The organism is Bacillus cereus group sp. MYBK14-1 (assembly GCF_051916885.1).
Classification (GTDB): Bacteria; Bacillota; Bacilli; order Bacillales; family Bacillaceae_G; genus Bacillus_A; species Bacillus_A cereus.
Map to the genome: position 1 here is coordinate 31,205 of NZ_JBQAHM010000015.1, position 16,512 is coordinate 47,716.

The window sequence follows — 16,512 nt, forward strand, 5'->3', positions numbered from 1 at the left end:
TTATCTTAGGCCACCTGACATTCATCTCCGGAATATTCGCCAGTACTATTACACTTTCAGATGAATGGGAGTGGGAGATTTTATCCCGCTTTAACGGGCAGTAAGACCCCCACCTCAAAATTCAGTGGAAGCAAAGAAGTTAGGTGGGGGATCAACTGTCCGTAAAAGTCCGATTGGTGTGGGCTAATAATCAGTGGGGGATGAACAAAACCCCCACTGATTAAAGTTTCACTTTATCGGAACAAGATAAAAATATGATAATTAGTTAATAACTTTAACAAAAGGAGAATAACATACTATGTTTAAAACAATCGATACAAATCAAAAAGATGTGAAATTAACGGTGTTTAGTTCGGACGAAAAAAGCTTTATGGTCACAGCAACATTAGTTGAGAAAGCAGGACATGCATTTTTAATAAACTCAAAATTTACTCAATCTGATTCGAAAGAAATTGTGGAGTATCTGAAAAAAAATAACTTATCTTTAGATAAAATCTTTATTATTCATGGGGATCCAGACTACTACTTTGGATTAGAGAGCATTAAAGCCGTTTACCCAGAAGCTATAGCGTATGCAACAGAGTCTACTGTTGAACATATCGTTCATTCTGTCTTAGGGAAATTAAAAGTTTGGAAAGACGCCCTTGGAGAAAATGCACCAAGTAACGTGGTATTACCTCAAGTGTTTAAAGAAAAAGTGATTGATTTTCAGGGGTTAACATTTGAACTAGTAGGCTTAGATCATTACAGAACTAGCCTATTTAATAAAGAACTAAAAGTATTAATTGGTGGTATTGATGTCTTTAACGAAATACATGTATTCTTAGCGGATACTAGCTCAAAAGCGACTATGGAGGCGTGGATTGAGAACTTGAAAGTATTACAAGCGTTACATGCTGACATAATTGTACCTAGCCATGGATCAATTGAAAAATCCCTAAATAATCAAGCACTTACTGCGACAATGGATTATCTAAGAACTGCGGTTCAAGCTTCTGAGGAAAGTGGAACTTCAAAAGATTTTGTGGCAAAACTTGAAGCAGCATATCCAGGCTATGCAAATAAAGGTGTATTAGAATTAAGTGCAAAAGTTGTAACAAAAGAAATGCCTTGGGGTTAATGATATGAATAAATATCAAAAGCTATTACATGAAACGTATGTGTTAACTGGCGAAGGGAAATTGGATGCGTTCAAAACGTATTTAAGTGAAAATGTATCTTGGACAGAAGCTGCTGGGTTTCCATATGCAGGTACTTATATAGGTCCAGATGAAGTAGTGAAAAACGTACATGAACGTCTTGGCACAGAATGGGATGACTATAGCGCTAAAGATGAAATCTATGCTTTTAATAACAATACTGTGATCGTGTATGGAAAATATAGTGGGACATATAAAGCTACAGGGAAATCGTTCATAGCAGATTTTTGTCACCTTTATAAGTTTGATGAGAACGATAAGGTTAAGAAGTTTATTCAAATTGTGGACAGTGCAACTGTTAATGAGGTATTAAGTTAGAATGAATCGTTTTTAATATGCCTTGTATAGGGGGAGGTTAGGATAAATGAAATTTCTAACATTACCCCTGACATTACATTTTGGGGAAGGTTTCTCCTTCTTCAAGCTTTTTATAGAAGAAAACTTATTTAAGTAGAAGAGGTAGGTATATATGAAATTAGAGAAAAGTTTAATCATAACAATTATTTCTGTATTTATTTTAGGAGTAGTTTCGACTTTGGTATATCAAGCTTCCGCTGGTAATAACAAAGGGGACTCAATTAAGAGCGAAAATGTCGCTTCTGCATCAAAAGAAGTAAAAGAAAATGAAAAGAATAAAAAGATGGTAGTTGATTTCTATAATGAAGTTTTTAACAAACATAATATCGATATTATCCCTAAATATGTTAGCGAAGATTATAAGCAACATAATCCTTTTGTTGCTGATGGACGAAAAGCCTTCATGGATTTCTTTAAGGAGGATTTTGTTAAAAATCCTAATTCCTCTGCAGAGATTAAACGTGTAGTAGCTGAAGGGGATACAGTTGCTCTTCATGTACATTCTCGTACTAATTCTCAAGATAAGGGAGTTGCTATAGTGGATATATTTCGTATCAAGGATGGAAAGATTCTCGAACACTGGGATGTAATTCAAGAGATTCCAAGTGAAGCAGCTAATGATAATACGATGTTTTAGATAGAAGATATATTTAATAATTGTTTAATTGATAGTGCTGTATATAATTTGGAAATTTAGATAATAAGTTATCAAATTTAGAAAATATTTTAAAATAGCATATTAAATGATGGCACAAATTAATACGAAATAGCTCTTTAATAAAAAATCCTACTCATTAAAAAATGAGTAGGATTTTTTATTAAAGAATAGTGCTAATTTTTTGATTCGGCACCATCTAAATTTGGAAACCATGAAAGTATAGGTACTCTATATCCACGTAAAGTAAAATCGTAATTTTTTCCTTCTTTTATGTTTGCTTGCAGATCCACTGAATGAAACTTCATCATAAGAAGGCTATCCTCATTAGAAATAACTTTTTCGGTTCCATTTTTTTGCTCAACCTAGTACAATCTCACCGATATAAAAAAGGACCACCATTACTGGCAGTCCTTTTTTGGTAGTTTTAGAAATTAAATTATAACATATTAATATACAAATTTTAAATATACTTTTCCAAAAGATACTATAAGTTTTTTATAATTCTTGATTTCTAAATTTTCATTGCATGATGAATTTTCTAATAAGTATTAACAACTAACAATAAAATTATCAATCCAATAGATTATTAGAAAAAACTGGTTATCTATATAATCATTTGGTAAAATATAGATATAATTTAAGAGGGTAAAGTTAATATAGATCAACTAAGTAATGCTAAGAAAATGTTTTATTGCATAAAAAAAGGCTCCATTGCTGGAGCACTCAAAATAAACAAACGAATTAAAACAAGAAACAGACAATTTAACTATATAGATAAAACATAAATAAATCTATATATATGTAAAAATGCATATAAAAACTCTATTTATTGATGCTATAATAGGTTTACTCGATGATTGTTATATTTTTTTTATGGTTTTTAAGCAATAAATACCTTCTTAACACCAAGTGTACAAGTAAAAGAAGACATCTTAAGCGATGTCTTCTTTTCTTATATAATAACAACACAATAAAATTAAGGTGGTTCAAGTCGGAGGAAGGCGCCTTTGGGTGTCTTTTCTTTGTCGAATTTGCCTAATAGGGGCAGCACCACATTGCCATCAAGTTAAAAAATTTTTTCACCCAAAACAAAAAAACGAGCTGAATTCACATAAATAACTATGGAAGAAAACAAAAACTTGGGATTAAAGAACTTGTGATGTATGACTATATTGGCTGTTTTTATTCAGAAGGATATATTAATCCTGAGTATACATTTGTATTTAATCATGAGGATATCGAAGAAATTATATTTGTAGGTTTTATAGATGAGGAAGAAGAGGCATTTGTAGGATTGCTTAATTGAATATGATCTAGAAACAGGTAATCTTCAAATTCCGATAAAACTAGCAATCTCCACGCCGAACTTGGACAAATCCTAAGCGGGGGAAAAACGGACGCGAAAATGATGAAGAGATTACTATTTTCAAATCAGTTAGTTTGGCTGTAGTAGATATTATCGTTGCGAATTATTTGTATGAGAAAGTAGTGGAGCGCGGGATGGGATTGAGCTTTGAGGGACTGCCTTTTGGTGGTCTTTTTTGCATAAAATCTTGTAAATCTAGAAAAAGTAGGATATTTAATGATTAGAATTGAATATTCATATTCTAATATTCAATAGAAAGATAAAACGTTTAAAAGTTCAGAATAATAGATTATAATATGTTTAGTAAAATTAACCAATAAATATTTTGCTCATTATGTATTAAAGGGGAAATGAAAATGGCTGGACAAATTCGTATGTCACCAGAGGAGCTTAAATCGAAAGCGGCTCGATATGGACAAGGTGCAAATCAAATTGAGGACATTTTAAGTCAACTACAAAACTTGCAAAATGAATTAAGAGGAGAATGGGAAGGTCGTGCTTTTGAAGGTTTTGACCAACAGTTCAATCAATTAAAGCCAAAGGTACAAAACTTTGCACAGCTATTACAAGAGATTAATATGCAGCTTAATAAAACTGCAGAGGCTGTTGCTTCTCATGATGAAGAATTATCACGTAATTTCGGTTTGAAATAAAAATTGTCGTACTCTATATAACAAGTATTTTAAATGAGCCATACAGCTTATATTGTATGGCTCATTTGATTGCATGCCTAGAGCGAGTGATATTGATAGGGATATATATTTAATGAGATTTCTTTGATGCATTTGGAAAACTTATAGAAAGGGTTTGAAAGAATGGGACAATTTCAAAGTAATTTACAAACAGCAACGCAAATTGCTACGAAAATGGGATCAGCCTCTGATAGGATTCAAAGTGCAACAAGTCGTTCCATAACAAAAGCGACGCGTACAACATTATCTGTTAACTTCAAAGCACAAGAAGCGAATCAGCAAGTTTTAGACTTGACGAAACAATTTTCCGCTGCCTTTCAACAAGCGGTTGATAATATTCATTCGGTATCTAATGAATTTGAGAGAATGGATAATGAACTTCATAACACTTTTCGCTAATGTGACAACCTACGTAAAGTAAAATAGTAGGAGGAAAAAGATGAGTCAACATATTGAAAAACAAATTAATCAAGTAAATCAAAAGTTACGAAGTGTATTTGAAGAACAAGACCGAAATCAATCTGCGATTCAAAAACAGGAAAAAGTAGAAGAAGATTTTCATGTATGGAAGAATCAAAACCATCGTTTGTTTGATCGTATTTTAGGAACTTGGCATAAAGATAGAGAAATGTCATTGTTTTTTATGGATATTCGTCAAGAAGCACAATACATCGAACGAAAACTTACATTTGAATTGGAAAGCCAAAAAGAAACATTGTTTAAAGAGAAACGAGATCTTAGTGATTTAGAAAATGATCTTTCATATCAGCAACAACAATTAGTAAAGGAGGCTAATTCATGAGTTTAAATATGTATTTGGGAGAAGTACAAAACCAAACTCAAAGTATGAATGCTGTATGTACGGCCACCATTCAAGGTATGGAACAAGCAATTCAGTCGATTGATGCTTTTGCAACTGATACTGTGTTACAGGGGCAAACATATAGCAGTGCAAAAGCATTTTTTGTACAAACTTTTCGACCTTTGGCACAAGGAATCATTTATTTGTGTGAAGAATTAATCCGTCAGAATGGTGCTTTTCCAAGTCAATTTCAATCACAAGTCGCTTCCACAGATGTAATTGAACAAGAGATATTAGAACAAATTCGGGAAATTGACCGAATGAAAACAAGTATGGAAGCTGTCAATCAAGCTATGCCAATGCCGGGTATGGATGCCATGGTAAATCTTTTTATTGTTATGAGGCAAAAACTGCAAGAAAAGCTGGATCATTTGTATCAATTCAATCAGACCTCTAGTAATAACTATAGTACAGCACTTCAATTAGCAACTAGTATTGCTGCAGGTCTTGCGGAAGTTCAGAGTGGGAAAGGGTTTAGTGTTGTCAGCGGTACATTTAGTACACAAGGATTGAATATGGATTGGACGGGGCCTATTCAAACAATTACAGAAGATAAAGCTCGTGAAGTTGAAAGATTAAATAAGGATTCTGAATCTGGTGAAGTAGACAAAAAAGAGTCATTTTTAGGTATGACTGGATTCAATTGGAATGCACCATTGGATGGAGCGGGGAATACATTTGGAACACTTACAGGTGCAGTTGTAGTAGGGAATACAGCTCATAAAGTAATTAATGGTTATAAGGTAACATACGATTTGGACAGAAGAGCACAACGCGTCCTTGTAAGAGAATATTCCGGTTTTAAGGGCAATAAAAAAATTAATGGAAAGTATAGGGATTATAAGATTTATTATGTAGATGATGTCGCGGCAAAAATGAAAAATGGAACTGCTAGCAAGACGATAAAAGAAATAGATGCTCTTATAAAAAATGGAAGTGCGCTAAGTGCGTCTAAAATGGCTTTAAAGGATAAACTTGGATGGTTTAGTGTGGCTATAGACTCATATACGGATACAAGTGAGAATATCAAAAATAATGAATCAAATGATAAAATCGCCGGGGATATTATTGGTAATGTTGTTGTAGGAGGAGCAGTAACCGTAGGGGCAACGGCTCTTACAGTTGCTGCCCTCCCAGCAGCACCAGTTCTGGCGGTTGCGGCAGCTGGATTTGCTGTTTCAGTAGGACTAACATATTTTACAGAAGGTGTGAAATGGGATGTTGATTTAGATGGTGATGGTGAAGATGATAGTATTAAAGATATGGTGAAAACGGGTGCGAAAAAAACTTGGTCAACAGTAGCGGGGTGGTTTAATTAATATGAAAAAAATTATAGATTTTAATAAGAAAGCTTTTGCACATTATATGGCTCTTTATCCTGTAAATGAAATAAGATTCCAAATAATTGCCCTTGTTCTTGTGGGAGCGGACATATTTATTCTGTTGCCCGCTTTTGCGAATCCTTTTCGATTACTCTATGTATATATAGTAACTCCTCCAGTTGTTTTTTTAAATTTGTGGGCGATATGGATTGCTATCAATCCTCGGAAACGACAATTACAATACACCCTATTTCGAGGAGTATATGGCGCCATATGTTCAGTCGGATTATTGGTTATAACTCAAAAATATGCTTATGAAGTGTTACAATTACAAACTCCCATCTATTTTATTCTTTCATTTGGTTTGTATGGTTTTGCTTTGTATTATTTTTATAAAAATCATATTGAAAAACTTCAGGAACCAAGAAAAAAATCAAAATCATCGAAAGGAACTGGTGGTGTAAAAGTAGCAGCTATTGCAGCGGGATCGGGGCAGTTAATTGCTAATATAATTCTTAGCACTGCAACACAACAGATGGGGGCAATTGTATTTATGTCTGCATGCACAGTGTTTTCGTTTGTTTTGTTTTATATGATTATAGAACTCCATAAGTATTATTATTTACGGAAGCATATAGAAGATGGAGGGAAAATACGTATAGGCTTTTAAAGAGGATTTGTTGCATTTCAAGTATATAATCGCATTCTTCTTCTAGTTGGTTAAAGGATAGAAAAAATAGGAGGGAGAGTTAATCTCATGAATGTGGAATTATATTTAGATAGCAGAGATATCTTTTTTCTATTTTGGGTGATAGGGATAAATAATACTTAATCGAAAACGACAGGATGGTGCAAGTGAGATTCTGCGCTATTTAAATAATCTTTGAAAAATATATCAGCCGTATAAGAAAGGGCGGAGAATTATGCAATTTTCTAAAGAAAAGCTGTTACCAAATGGCTCTATTGTTCTGTTAAAAGGAGGGACAAAAAAGGTTGTAATTTACGGGAGAAAACAACTACTTATGGTTGAAGAACCGGTTATGTATGACTACATAGGCTGTTTTTATCCAGAAGGATATATTGATCCTGATTATACATTTGTATTTAATCATGATGCTATTGAAGAAATTATATTTGTAGGTTTTATAGATGAGGAAGAAGAGGCATTTGTAGGATTGCTTAATTGAATGTGATTTAGAAACAGGTGACCTTCAAATTCTGATAAAACTAGCAATCTCCATACCGAACTTGGACAAATTATAAGCAGGGAAAAAGCTGGACGCGAAAATGATGAAGAGATTACTATTTTCAAATCAGTTGGTTTGGCAGTAGTAGATATTATCGCTGCGAAGTATTTGTATGAGAAAGCGGTGGAGTGCGGAACGGGGAATAGGATTGAGTTTTGAGACTGCCTTTTGGTGGTCTTTTTTGCATAAAATCTTGTAAAGCAAGTAAAAGTAGAATATTCAATAGAAAGATAAAGTGTTTAAAAGTTCGGAATAATATATTACAATGCGTTTGGTGAAATTAACCAATATATATTTTGCTCATTAGAAGTTATAGCAGGTATTGACGATTACTCCTTAAAGGCAGCATCGGAAGCTTCTACACTTAAGTATGAAGTAGAAGTAAGTATGCTACATTTTCTGGATTTTTTACCAATTATTGGAGATGCAGACCTGAAAATTAAAGGTGATTTGTGATTGGGTGCAATAGGTTTGAAAGGTAGCGTTGGAAAAGAAACTGGTATAACAGTTCCTGTTTTAGAGGGGTTTACTATGGGAAGTAGTTTTAAATTTGAAAAACCTGAGGAGAAAAAATGATATGAAAACACCATCGTATAAACCATTATATATTTTAGTTTATGTCGTAATATCCGTATCTATTATAGGGTTAATGATTACTCCATTCAACAATTGGTGGGAAAAATTATTAGGAACTATCGTTCTCATTCTTTTGGGAGCAGGTTTAATATGTTTTTTTAAATTCGGACGGTGGGCGCAAGAGAAATTTTATGATAAATTTACAAAAAAACGGAATTAATATAAGACTGGAGTAATTAAGATATGCGTACAATAAATAGAATTCTGACTTTTACTGTATGTATTATGTTTATGTTGTTAATTGGGGCTTCGTCTACTATACAGTTAGAAGATAAACTTTTATTTATAGGTTTGCTGCTAATTTGCAATGTTATTGCATACTTTACAGTAGAGTATATCTATAAACGTATAGACAATAAGAAAAAACAGTAGATTTATAATTCGTAAAATTCATTTAATATTTAGGAGGCAAAAGTATCAATGAAACTATTACCAATTGGAACAGTAGTTAAGCTAGAAGATATGGAACAAAGCGTTATGATTATTGGAAGAATGGCTATTTCAGAAGATAAACGTGAATTTGATTATGTAGGTGTTCTTTACCCTATTGGATTTATAGGTAATGAGAATGTGTTGTGTTTTAACTAAGATAAAATCACAGAAGAAATGTATAAAGGATACATGACAGATGAAGAATTAGTTTTACGTGAAAAGTTATTAGAAATGTAAATAAAGCTTTTGTTTATAAATATCCTTTTAGTAAGAATACTTTAAACGTCTTGGTAGAAATCTTTAAAAGATGACATGCTATAATTTAGCATGTCTTTTTTATCTAAATATCTGCCTTTCTGCCAATTTCATATGCTGCTCTAGATGCTTCGAATAACTTTTGATTACGTTGGTGTTTAACTTGTTTTATGATAATTGTGGCATACTGATTTAAGGTGGTTTTGGTGCGAAGTTCTTGCAAGTAATCTACTAAACTTGGACATACCGGCAAAATCTCCGGCTTTTTGAAATTTTTGATAAGCCTAGATCTTATTAATGGGTTGATCTTCTTTTCGAGAAGGGAATAATATTTTACAGAAGGTGTGAAATGGGATGTTGATTTAGATGATAATGGAGAAGATGATATTATTAAGGATATGGTGAAAATGGGTTCAAAAAAGCTTGGTTAACAGTAGCGGGGTGGTTTAATTAACATGAAAAAAAATACAGATTTTAATAAAAAAGCTTTTGAATATTATATGGCTCTTTATGCTGTAAATGATATAAGATCGACTATAATTACTCTTGTGATTGGGATAGCAGATATATTTGTGCTTTTACCTGCTTTTGCGAATCCTGTTCAACCGATATATATGTACATAATAGTTCCACCAGTTGCTTTTTTAAATGTATGGGCAATATGGATTGTTATAACTCCTAGGAAGCGGCAATTACAATACACTCTATTTCGTGGGGTATTTGGCATCGTATGTTCAGTAGGATTGTTAGTTATAACCCAAAAGTTTGCATATGGAATGTTAGGATTACAAACTCCTATCTATTTTATTTTTTCGGTTGGTTTGTATATTTTTGCTTTGAATTATTATTATAAAAATCATATTAAAAAACTTCAGGAATCAATCAAAAAATCAAAATCATCGAAAAAAAACTCTGGTTTTGGAGTAGTGGCCTTTGTAGGATTGGGTCAACTCATTGCTAATATCAGTCTTGGTTTTGCAACACAAAAGATGGTAGCAATTGTATTAATGTGTGTATACTCCATGCTTTCGTTTATTTTGTTTCATTTTATTATGGAACTCCATAGGTACTATTATTTAAGGAAGCATATAGAAGATGGGGGTAGAACACATGAAACCTTTTAAAGAGGTTTATTGAATTTTAAGTATTGTGATTTATGGAAGGAAACAAAAATCTATGGTTAAAGAACCTGTGATGTATGAATATATTGGCTGTTTTTATTCAGAAGGAGGAAAGCTGATATGCAAGCATTTAAAGTTGGAAAATTAGTCACATTCGTTGCAATTATAATACTTCTTGTAGTTGCTATTTTATCTCCTTACAACTTATTTAAAAAGATTTATTTTATTATTGGTGTTCTTATTATTGGCGCAATTTCACTTGGTACAAATAAATTCTTTGAACTGATACACAGTAAATTTAATAAGAAATGATATTACTTATGTGATAAAGAAATTCCCCTCTAAATCCTTAATGATTTAGAGGGGAATTTCTACAATATGATTTTACTGGATTACGTGGAACTAAATTAGTCCATCACCATATTGGTGGTGGTCAAGCTGTTGGTGTTCCGCTGCCACTACATCCTGGTTTTGGAGGGATTCATAACGCAGAAAAATCGATTGGAGCATGGGGGAAAAGATGCAGGATATGTAGAAATACTTCAGAAATTTATTGAACATCATACATTAGGCGGTAAATAAAAAAATGAAAAATGAAATGAAAAATTGTTTTGATAAAATAATTAGAGAGTGGCAAGATTGTAATAATTCATTGCCAAAATCTTTATGGATAGAAGAAGCAGAGGCTTTTATCTATGAAGGAGAACCAGATATAGAGGGATACGTATTCTGGAAACCGTTAGAAAAAAATATAATTCATGATTTTTCTAATATAGAAAAAGATTTGGGGATACAATTATATAATTCAATTAAAGAATATTATAATTCTTATTGGTTTTTAGACTTAGGAGGTAATTATTTAGGTTATGATTTTGAATTAAATTCTGTTATACCAGGAATTGAACTGCATGATTTTTATGTATCTTTACAAGGGTACCAAGGCGCACATGATAATCAACTGAATAATATTCCTATTGGTATGGAATTCAATGGTCTCTTGGTAGTTGTAGATAATGAAAATGGACAAGTAAAATTAGAAGCTTATGAAAGCGGAAGCTTCGAAGTAATCTGTGATAGTTTAGCAGAATTAATTTTAAATCTTTCATAATCAGGAACCTGGTCGAATACAACTTGTAGATTATCAGATACATCACGATACTGGTCATACAGGTGGATATAAAATTTGAGGAAAAGATAGGGCGGTTTATAATTATGAACAACATTACATGGATTAATGTAAGTGAGAAAAAAGTTACAGATGAACAAATTGAACAATTAGAAGAGTACTTTGGTATTAAATTTCCTAATGATTTTATTGAGTGTGTAAAGAAATATGATGGTGGCTATCCTACTCCAGATACATTCAATATTCCTAATCAGGATGAAGATTCACTTAATAACCTTTTAACCTTAGACTCTGAGAGAAAAATTTCTATGCTGCAAACATATAATAGTATAAAAGATAGATTGGTAGATAAAGTATATCCTTTTGCTAGAGACCCGTTTGGTAACCTTCTATGCTTTGATTACCGAAATAATCCTCAGTCACCAACAGTCGTATTTTGGGACCATGAGGAAGAAGAAATGGAAGAATCCATCTATCCTGTTTGTTCATCTTTTGCAGAATTACTTGATAGCTTATATGAGTTTGAAGACGAGGACGAATAATTAATTATGAGTAACAAAAGTAAGACTTATGTAAATTACGCATAAGTCTTTTTAATATTATCCCCAAGTTAAGAAGATTGAGGGGGAAAATTCTCATGAATCTAGGGGAGCTAGTTTAAAAGAAATTAAAAGGCAATTAAATATACCTAGATTTCAACACCCGACTAGTCAAAAAATGGTACCATTAACAGATAGTAATGGTAAAAGGATATTAAATGATAATAAACAGCCTATTATAACTCGAGAATTAACATATGAAGTAAAAGGTCAAAAAATTATAATTCAAGATCATTCAGAGGGTCATAAGTTTGGAAAAGGTGGAATTGGAGATCAGTCACCGCATCATAATGTAAGACCTGAATACAATACACGAACAGGACAGGTAGATCGTATGGAGGATCATTATTATTTTGAGAAGAGAAATAAAAAATAGGAAGTATAAAAATGATTGATCAATTTAAATTTTTAAATCCACAAGCGTTAATTAGTATTTTTGGGAAAATACCAAAGTTTGAAGAATCAGAGTTATTAGATGTGCGTCTTAAAAGAGATGGTCCTACTTTAGTTATTCAATTGATGACAAAGGAAAATGTTGAAAACAAGCCAAAAAGATGGGATAAGTGGGATGTAATTTATGTAGAGATATCTTTCTTTACTATTCATAATTTAACAATAAAAGGTTTAGGGACAGAAAATATAATTGATTATTTTGAAATAAATACGATAGAAGAAGGTTTATTAAGAATTAAGTGTAAGAATCAAATGTTAGTTGAGTGCTCGTTTGAATGGGCGAAGGTAGAAGGAGTAATCCCAGGCTTAATAGGATTACCGTAATTTTGATGGGAAGTAGATAGTTAATTTTTATAATATTCATATTTTAATGTTTTGGGGTTAAATAAGGAATGTATAAAGGACATTTGAAACGTTGATAGTGTTGCAAACATATGAAGCGGAAATTACTAAAATTAAGATACCTGATTATATACCTGTATTAGATGATTATGATAGAAGTGTCAAAGGTGAGATTATAATAGGTGGGTATGGTTATAGATTCCGCAGGAGTTTCATTTAAGTTTGAGAAGGAAGCGAGATAATAGAATGCAAAAATTTTCAAAAATAGTTATATGTGTTGGTGCGTTAATAATGATTATACTGGGCATGATTGTACATGATACATGGAAGGATAGGATTTATTTTTCTTTAGCTGTACTTTTTGTTACCGTACTTTCTTTACTATGGAATATAGTTGCTTATAATATTATGGATAAATTTAGAAAAAAGGAGAATAAATAGCTATGAAACTTTTAATGATCGGAACAATAGCAGGGTGGTTTAATTAACATGAAAAAAAGTATAGATTTTAATAAGAAAGCTTTTGCACATTATATGGCTCTTTATCCTGTAAATGAAATAAGAGTCCACGTAATTGTTCTTGTCCTTTTGGGGGCAGACGTGTTTGTTCTTTTGCCTGCGTTTGCGAATCCTTTTCGATTACTCTATGTATATATAGTAACTCCTCCAGTTGTTTTTTTAAATTTGTGGGCGATATGGATTGCTATCAATCCTCGGAAACGACAATTACAATACACTCTATTTCGAGGAGTATATGGCACCATATGTTCAGTCGGATTATTAGTTATAACTCAAAAATATGCTTATGAAGTGTTACAATTACAAACTTCTATCTATTGTATTCTTTCATTTGGTTTGTATAGTTTTGCTTTGTATCATTTTTATAAAAATCATATTGAAAAACTTCAGGAACCAAGAAAAAAATCAAAATCATCGAAAGGAACTGGTGGTGTAAAAGTAGCAGCTATTGCAGCTGGATCGGGGCAGTTAATTGCTAATATAATTCTTAGCATTGCAACACAACAGATGGGTGCGATTGTATTTATGTGTGCATGCACAGTGTTTTCGTTTGGTTTGTTTTATATGATTATAGAACTCCATAAGTATTATTATTTACGGAAGCATATAGAAGATGGAAGGAAAATACGTATAGGCTTTTAAATGGAAAAAAAGAGCAGCTTCTCTAATGGTGATGAGCTTTCAACAAAGGCTATAGCTGGGAAATTGGATGTGAATATACCCTATGATTGGAAGAGTTTAAAAGAAGATGTATTTGTTAGTAAAGTTATTGGCGTAAAAGGGGCAGCAGGTATTTGAGATAACTCATATAAATTTAAATCCACAATTTCTTTAATGACACCTTTAGGTATCATACAATTAAAAGATAGAGAGGTTACAGTTACTCAAAAAAATTTTTCAGGAGAAGTTATAGCGGGTATTGACGATTACTCCTTAAAGGCAGCATCGGAAGTTTCTACACTTAAGTATGAAGTAGAAGTAAGTATGCTACATTTTTCAGAATAGTTTCCAATTATTGGAGATAAAGAACTAAAAATTAAAGGTGATTTGGGATTAGGCTCAATAGGTTTGAAAGGTAGCGTTGGAAAAGAAACTGGTATAACGGTTCCTGCTTTAGAGGATTTTACTGTGGGAAGTAGTTTAAAATTTGAAAAACCTGAGGAGAAAAAATGATATGAAAACTCCATCGTATAAACCATTATATATTTTAGTTTATGTCGTAATATCTGTATCTATTATAGGATTAATGATTACTCCATCCAACAATTTATGGGAAAAATTGTTAGGAACTATCGTTCTCATTCTTTTGGGTGTAGGTTTAATATGTTTTTTAAAATTCGGACGGTGGGCGCAAGAGAAATTTTATGATAAATTTACAAAAAAACGGGATTAATATAAGACTGGAGTAATTTAAAACATGAGAGCAACCTTTGATGATATATGGTAGAAAACAGGAAGATTCAAAAACTAAGGAAACTTGGGATTATGTAGCTTGTTATTATCCTATTGGAAATGTTTCAACTGAATATAATATGTTTTTAAACCATGAATACATATCAGAAGTTATTTTTACTGGTTACATAAATGAGGATGAAATTAAGTTGCGTGAAGATTTGAAATAATAATTTGAAATTTATAACTATAATAAAATATATATATCTTAATGGATATAATTTTTTATTATAGTTATTTTTATAAGTTTAATGGTGAAAATTTTATTGGGAATAGAAGGGGTAATGATGGTAAAAATTTTTAAAAATACAATTTTATTTGTTTTGTGTTTAATAATTCTTAGTGGTTGTTTTACAAGAGAGGGAACTATTGTTGGTGGTAAAGTTCATGGTTCTTCAGATAGTGTATCAGGTAGTATATCTGGAGATTATAGAAAATTTACTGGATCTGCAACTCAAGATAGGAAAGTTAAAAAAGGTGAGAATTGGATTTTTTCTTTTGATGATAAAACTAAACAAGGAACTATAATTGCTTATGTTGTGGATTCAAATGATAATACAATACTAGAGTTTAATAGTGGCGAAGGCGAAAAAAATATTAAAGTGCCTAAGGATGATACATATAAGGTTAAAATTAAAACGGAAGAACATGGTGGGGAATTTCGAATATCATGGAAAAAAGAAAAATAGTTTTTTGATTGAAAAAAGCATCTAAAGAATACAATGTATTTTTTAATCATAATTAAATCGATAGTTTATTTTTTAAAGGTTTTGAAACAGTTGAAGAGCTAGAGTTAAGAAATAAACTAGCAAAATTTTAATGAAAAGGTAGATTAATTATATGTTTTCAGGATTTCAATGGTTTCCTAAAAAATGGTTAAAAAGAAAAGTTTCAGAACAGTTTCATCAATCAAAGTTTGCTGATGAAGGTAAAGGTATTTTGATTACTATTTATGCTATAGATTTGTATTTTATATCTATTCCTTTAAAGGTAAAAAAATATAATTAGTTTTAATCATACATATATTCTTTATTTGAAGGTTGAGGTAGAACACAGGAAACCTTTTAAAGAGTCTGTATTGAATATTAAGTATATAATCGCGGTTCTCCTATAGTCAGTAAAGACTATGGAAAAGAAAAGAGAGAAGCAACATCATGAATATAGAATTACATTTAGATAAAGGAAGGATAGAAAAATAACAAAGGAGAGTAAAAATGAAGATTTGGGAATTAAAGAGTTCATTTGATGACTATGAATCCTTTCAACTATTGAATTTAGAAAAAGATTCTAAAAAGTATTTTGAAGGAAAAATTGACTCAGCAGTAAAAGCATCTGATTCATGGGGAGAAATACGTATTAAATGTGTAGAAGAAGGAAATCAAAGTGATTTCCCTTATTTTTGGGGAGAAATTGGTACACCAATAGTTAGTGGGAAAGCTAAAAAATTCTTAGAGTCTATGCTTGGTGATAATGTAGAATTTCTTCCCCTAATTCATGATGTGACGGGAGAAGTGTATTCTATAATTAACGTTCTAAATGCAATAGATGTCATTGACTATGAGAAAACTATACTAAAGAAATTACGTTCTGGCTTAGTAATAGATTTCAAAAAATACGCATTCTTACCTAATATGGTTAAGAACCAAACAATATTTAAAGTTTACTTAAATGAAATATTACATATTCCTTCCGTTTTTGTATCAGATGAATTTAGAAATACAGTGTTAGAAAGTGATTTAAAAGGTTTTGAATTTATAGAGGTATGGGATTCAGAAGCAAACATGTAAAAGAAAGTCCTAAAATAACTGATAGAAGTTGAAGCAATGGCTTACATTAACTAGACACTTACAAGATGGAGATAGTGCAGATATAAC

Annotated in this window: 23 protein-coding genes and 7 pseudogenes; all 30 read left to right on the forward strand. The window is 31.7% G+C overall.

The features are described from left to right. The first annotated feature begins 298 nt into the window (after positions 1 to 298). Entirely contained in the window at positions 299 to 1,120 is an 822-nt protein-coding gene (locus ACTFR3_RS25940; RefSeq protein WP_025686887.1) for a hypothetical protein, read from the forward strand. A 4-nt stretch (positions 1,121 to 1,124) separates the two neighbouring features. Then, a complete protein-coding gene (locus tag ACTFR3_RS25945) occupies positions 1,125 to 1,517 on the forward strand; it encodes a nuclear transport factor 2 family protein (protein ID WP_001046359.1) in 393 nt (130 codons plus the stop codon). A gap of 151 nt (positions 1,518 to 1,668) precedes the next feature. After that, positions 1,669 to 2,193, forward strand: coding sequence for a nuclear transport factor 2 family protein (locus ACTFR3_RS25950; RefSeq protein WP_224201621.1), 525 nt, complete (start codon positions 1,669 to 1,671; stop codon positions 2,191 to 2,193). A 1,141-nt stretch (positions 2,194 to 3,334) separates the two neighbouring features. Then, a pseudogene (locus ACTFR3_RS25955) lies at positions 3,335 to 3,520 on the forward strand (DUF4176 domain-containing protein); the annotation flags it as partial. A gap of 116 nt (positions 3,521 to 3,636) precedes the next feature. Then, positions 3,637 to 3,804 (forward strand): ornithine cyclodeaminase, encoded by a 168-nt coding sequence (locus ACTFR3_RS25960; RefSeq protein WP_346726673.1) that lies wholly within the window; start codon positions 3,637 to 3,639, stop codon positions 3,802 to 3,804. A gap of 132 nt (positions 3,805 to 3,936) precedes the next feature. Next, complete coding sequence (locus ACTFR3_RS25965) at positions 3,937 to 4,233, forward strand: WXG100 family type VII secretion target (protein WP_000918591.1); 297 nt, start codon at positions 3,937 to 3,939, stop codon at positions 4,231 to 4,233. A 162-nt stretch (positions 4,234 to 4,395) separates the two neighbouring features. Further along, complete coding sequence (locus ACTFR3_RS25970) at positions 4,396 to 4,671, forward strand: TIGR04197 family type VII secretion effector (RefSeq protein ID WP_000529667.1); 276 nt, start codon at positions 4,396 to 4,398, stop codon at positions 4,669 to 4,671. A 40-nt stretch (positions 4,672 to 4,711) separates the two neighbouring features. Beyond that, positions 4,712 to 5,074 carry a DUF3958 family protein gene (locus tag ACTFR3_RS25975; protein ID WP_000077666.1) on the forward strand — a complete coding sequence of 121 codons (363 nt, stop codon included), beginning with the start codon at positions 4,712 to 4,714 and terminating at the stop codon, positions 5,072 to 5,074. Continuing rightward, complete coding sequence (locus tag ACTFR3_RS25980; protein ID WP_000056072.1) at positions 5,071 to 6,453, forward strand: T7SS effector LXG polymorphic toxin; 1,383 nt, start codon at positions 5,071 to 5,073, stop codon at positions 6,451 to 6,453. Before ACTFR3_RS25975 ends, ACTFR3_RS25980 begins: the two co-directional genes overlap by 4 nt. A 1-nt stretch (position 6,454) precedes the next feature. Next, positions 6,455 to 7,126 carry a hypothetical protein gene (locus ACTFR3_RS25985; RefSeq protein ID WP_000719971.1) on the forward strand — a complete coding sequence of 224 codons (672 nt, stop codon included), beginning with the start codon at positions 6,455 to 6,457 and terminating at the stop codon, positions 7,124 to 7,126. Between the two features lie 253 nt (positions 7,127 to 7,379). Then, complete coding sequence (locus ACTFR3_RS25990; RefSeq protein WP_001160636.1) at positions 7,380 to 7,643, forward strand: DUF4176 domain-containing protein; 264 nt, start codon at positions 7,380 to 7,382, stop codon at positions 7,641 to 7,643. Between the two features lie 48 nt (positions 7,644 to 7,691). Beyond that, a pseudogene (locus tag ACTFR3_RS25995) lies at positions 7,692 to 7,862 on the forward strand (ornithine cyclodeaminase family protein); the annotation flags it as partial. Positions 7,863 to 8,280: 418 nt separating this feature from the next. After that, positions 8,281 to 8,499 (forward strand): hypothetical protein, encoded by a 219-nt coding sequence (locus ACTFR3_RS26000; RefSeq protein WP_075677732.1) that lies wholly within the window; start codon positions 8,281 to 8,283, stop codon positions 8,497 to 8,499. Between the two features lie 260 nt (positions 8,500 to 8,759). Beyond that, a pseudogene (locus ACTFR3_RS26005) lies at positions 8,760 to 9,008 on the forward strand (DUF4176 domain-containing protein). A gap of 473 nt (positions 9,009 to 9,481) precedes the next feature. After that, positions 9,482 to 10,150, forward strand: coding sequence for a hypothetical protein (locus tag ACTFR3_RS26010; RefSeq protein ID WP_139310378.1), 669 nt, complete (start codon positions 9,482 to 9,484; stop codon positions 10,148 to 10,150). Between the two features lie 13 nt (positions 10,151 to 10,163). Next, positions 10,164 to 10,256: pseudogene (locus tag ACTFR3_RS26015) on the forward strand (DUF4176 domain-containing protein); the annotation flags it as partial. 11 nt (positions 10,257 to 10,267) lie between these two features. Next, the gene (locus tag ACTFR3_RS26020) at positions 10,268 to 10,459 is read left to right on the forward strand and encodes a hypothetical protein (protein ID WP_001147554.1); all 192 of its coding nucleotides are present in this window, start codon (positions 10,268 to 10,270) and stop codon (positions 10,457 to 10,459) included. Positions 10,460 to 10,566: 107 nt separating this feature from the next. After that, positions 10,567 to 10,704, forward strand: a pseudogene (locus ACTFR3_RS26025) (hypothetical protein); the annotation flags it as partial. Positions 10,705 to 10,733: 29 nt separating this feature from the next. Further along, a complete protein-coding gene (locus ACTFR3_RS26030; protein ID WP_000787238.1) occupies positions 10,734 to 11,255 on the forward strand; it encodes a SecY-interacting protein Syd in 522 nt (173 codons plus the stop codon). Beyond that, positions 11,251 to 11,334, forward strand: a pseudogene (locus tag ACTFR3_RS26035) (HNH endonuclease); the annotation flags it as partial. The gene ACTFR3_RS26030 and the pseudogene ACTFR3_RS26035, both read left to right, overlap by 5 nt. A 25-nt stretch (positions 11,335 to 11,359) precedes the next feature. Further along, positions 11,360 to 11,815, forward strand: coding sequence for an SMI1/KNR4 family protein (locus ACTFR3_RS26040; RefSeq protein ID WP_001060032.1), 456 nt, complete (start codon positions 11,360 to 11,362; stop codon positions 11,813 to 11,815). Between the two features lie 175 nt (positions 11,816 to 11,990). After that, positions 11,991 to 12,248, forward strand: coding sequence for an HNH/endonuclease VII fold putative polymorphic toxin (locus tag ACTFR3_RS26045; protein WP_440044971.1), 258 nt, complete (start codon positions 11,991 to 11,993; stop codon positions 12,246 to 12,248). Between the two features lie 11 nt (positions 12,249 to 12,259). Next, entirely contained in the window at positions 12,260 to 12,649 is a 390-nt protein-coding gene (locus ACTFR3_RS26050; protein WP_016078029.1) for an immunity 50 family protein, read from the forward strand. Positions 12,650 to 13,156: 507 nt separating this feature from the next. Continuing rightward, complete coding sequence (locus tag ACTFR3_RS26055) at positions 13,157 to 13,828, forward strand: hypothetical protein (RefSeq protein ID WP_440044972.1); 672 nt, start codon at positions 13,157 to 13,159, stop codon at positions 13,826 to 13,828. Further along, positions 13,829 to 13,984: a hypothetical protein gene (locus tag ACTFR3_RS26060; RefSeq protein ID WP_000412691.1), complete on the forward strand. Its 156-nt coding sequence runs from the start codon at positions 13,829 to 13,831 to the stop codon at positions 13,982 to 13,984. A gap of 376 nt (positions 13,985 to 14,360) precedes the next feature. Then, positions 14,361 to 14,579 carry a hypothetical protein gene (locus tag ACTFR3_RS26065; RefSeq protein WP_000856862.1) on the forward strand — a complete coding sequence of 73 codons (219 nt, stop codon included), beginning with the start codon at positions 14,361 to 14,363 and terminating at the stop codon, positions 14,577 to 14,579. A 28-nt stretch (positions 14,580 to 14,607) separates the two neighbouring features. Further along, positions 14,608 to 14,808: pseudogene (locus ACTFR3_RS26070) on the forward strand (DUF4176 domain-containing protein); the annotation flags it as partial. 117 nt (positions 14,809 to 14,925) lie between these two features. Further along, positions 14,926 to 15,327, forward strand: coding sequence for a hypothetical protein (locus ACTFR3_RS26075; protein ID WP_000238711.1), 402 nt, complete (start codon positions 14,926 to 14,928; stop codon positions 15,325 to 15,327). 151 nt (positions 15,328 to 15,478) lie between these two features. Further along, a complete protein-coding gene (locus tag ACTFR3_RS26080) occupies positions 15,479 to 15,646 on the forward strand; it encodes a hypothetical protein (RefSeq protein ID WP_000490953.1) in 168 nt (55 codons plus the stop codon). A 206-nt stretch (positions 15,647 to 15,852) separates the two neighbouring features. Beyond that, positions 15,853 to 16,425 carry an imm11 family protein gene (locus ACTFR3_RS26085; protein ID WP_440044973.1) on the forward strand — a complete coding sequence of 191 codons (573 nt, stop codon included), beginning with the start codon at positions 15,853 to 15,855 and terminating at the stop codon, positions 16,423 to 16,425. The last annotated feature ends 87 nt before the right edge of the window (positions 16,426 to 16,512 follow it).

Excerpts from the sequence above, each read along its gene's own strand:
- ACTFR3_RS26010 (WP_139310378.1), top strand. The coding sequence starts at position 9,482 with ATGAAAAAAAATACAGATTTTAATAAAAAAGCTTTTGAATATTATATG.
- ACTFR3_RS26000 (WP_075677732.1), top strand. The coding sequence starts at position 8,281 with ATGAAAACACCATCGTATAAACCATTATATATTTTAGTTTATGTCGTA.
- ACTFR3_RS26050 (WP_016078029.1), top strand. The coding sequence starts at position 12,260 with ATGATTGATCAATTTAAATTTTTAAATCCACAAGCGTTAATTAGTATT.
- ACTFR3_RS25980 (WP_000056072.1), top strand. The coding sequence starts at position 5,071 with ATGAGTTTAAATATGTATTTGGGAGAAGTACAAAACCAAACTCAAAGT.
- ACTFR3_RS26055 (WP_440044972.1), top strand. The coding sequence starts at position 13,157 with ATGAAAAAAAGTATAGATTTTAATAAGAAAGCTTTTGCACATTATATG.
- ACTFR3_RS25970 (WP_000529667.1), top strand. The coding sequence starts at position 4,396 with ATGGGACAATTTCAAAGTAATTTACAAACAGCAACGCAAATTGCTACG.
- ACTFR3_RS26075 (WP_000238711.1), top strand. The coding sequence starts at position 14,926 with ATGGTAAAAATTTTTAAAAATACAATTTTATTTGTTTTGTGTTTAATA.
- ACTFR3_RS25965 (WP_000918591.1), top strand. The coding sequence starts at position 3,937 with ATGGCTGGACAAATTCGTATGTCACCAGAGGAGCTTAAATCGAAAGCG.
- ACTFR3_RS26040 (WP_001060032.1), top strand. The coding sequence starts at position 11,360 with ATGAACAACATTACATGGATTAATGTAAGTGAGAAAAAAGTTACAGAT.
- ACTFR3_RS25945 (WP_001046359.1), top strand. The coding sequence starts at position 1,125 with ATGAATAAATATCAAAAGCTATTACATGAAACGTATGTGTTAACTGGC.
- ACTFR3_RS26030 (WP_000787238.1), top strand. The coding sequence starts at position 10,734 with ATGAAAAATGAAATGAAAAATTGTTTTGATAAAATAATTAGAGAGTGG.
- ACTFR3_RS25985 (WP_000719971.1), top strand. The coding sequence starts at position 6,455 with ATGAAAAAAATTATAGATTTTAATAAGAAAGCTTTTGCACATTATATG.
- ACTFR3_RS26045 (WP_440044971.1), top strand. The coding sequence starts at position 11,991 with ATGGTACCATTAACAGATAGTAATGGTAAAAGGATATTAAATGATAAT.
- ACTFR3_RS25990 (WP_001160636.1), top strand. The coding sequence starts at position 7,380 with ATGCAATTTTCTAAAGAAAAGCTGTTACCAAATGGCTCTATTGTTCTG.
- ACTFR3_RS26085 (WP_440044973.1), top strand. The coding sequence starts at position 15,853 with ATGAAGATTTGGGAATTAAAGAGTTCATTTGATGACTATGAATCCTTT.
- ACTFR3_RS26060 (WP_000412691.1), top strand. The coding sequence starts at position 13,829 with ATGGAAAAAAAGAGCAGCTTCTCTAATGGTGATGAGCTTTCAACAAAG.
- ACTFR3_RS25950 (WP_224201621.1), top strand. The coding sequence starts at position 1,669 with ATGAAATTAGAGAAAAGTTTAATCATAACAATTATTTCTGTATTTATT.
- ACTFR3_RS26020 (WP_001147554.1), top strand. The coding sequence starts at position 10,268 with ATGCAAGCATTTAAAGTTGGAAAATTAGTCACATTCGTTGCAATTATA.
- ACTFR3_RS26080 (WP_000490953.1), top strand. The coding sequence starts at position 15,479 with ATGTTTTCAGGATTTCAATGGTTTCCTAAAAAATGGTTAAAAAGAAAA.
- ACTFR3_RS25975 (WP_000077666.1), top strand. The coding sequence starts at position 4,712 with ATGAGTCAACATATTGAAAAACAAATTAATCAAGTAAATCAAAAGTTA.
- ACTFR3_RS25940 (WP_025686887.1), top strand. The coding sequence starts at position 299 with ATGTTTAAAACAATCGATACAAATCAAAAAGATGTGAAATTAACGGTG.
- ACTFR3_RS26065 (WP_000856862.1), top strand. The coding sequence starts at position 14,361 with ATGAAAACTCCATCGTATAAACCATTATATATTTTAGTTTATGTCGTA.